A 233-nucleotide genomic window follows, 5' to 3' on the forward strand; every position below is an offset into this window, starting at 1 on the left:
CTGGGAGATGATCTGGGTACCGGTGCTCATCTTCGCCATCCACTTGGAGATGAACAGCGAGACGAGGGAGCCGGCAAAACCGAACACGGCGCAGAACACCAGCAGGCTGCTGAGGTTGAGGTCGACCCCGTTGGCGGCCATGAACCCGTTGAAACCGAACAGGCTCAGGGTAATGCTTGCAACCAGCACCACCGCGAGGTTGGTGGCTACAAACAACAGAATGCGCATCATGG

Annotated in this window: 1 pseudogene; it reads right to left on the reverse strand. The window is 58.4% G+C overall.

Going from position 1 to position 233, the window contains the following annotated elements:
• Positions 1 to 231 (reverse strand): annotated as a pseudogene (locus tag SB725_RS34095) (protease HtpX); the annotation flags it as partial.
• Positions 232 to 233: the final 2 nt, after the last annotated feature.

This window comes from Pseudomonas sp. SIMBA_041 (assembly GCF_046535095.1).
Lineage (GTDB): Bacteria > Pseudomonadota > Gammaproteobacteria > Pseudomonadales > Pseudomonadaceae > Aquipseudomonas > Aquipseudomonas mucoides.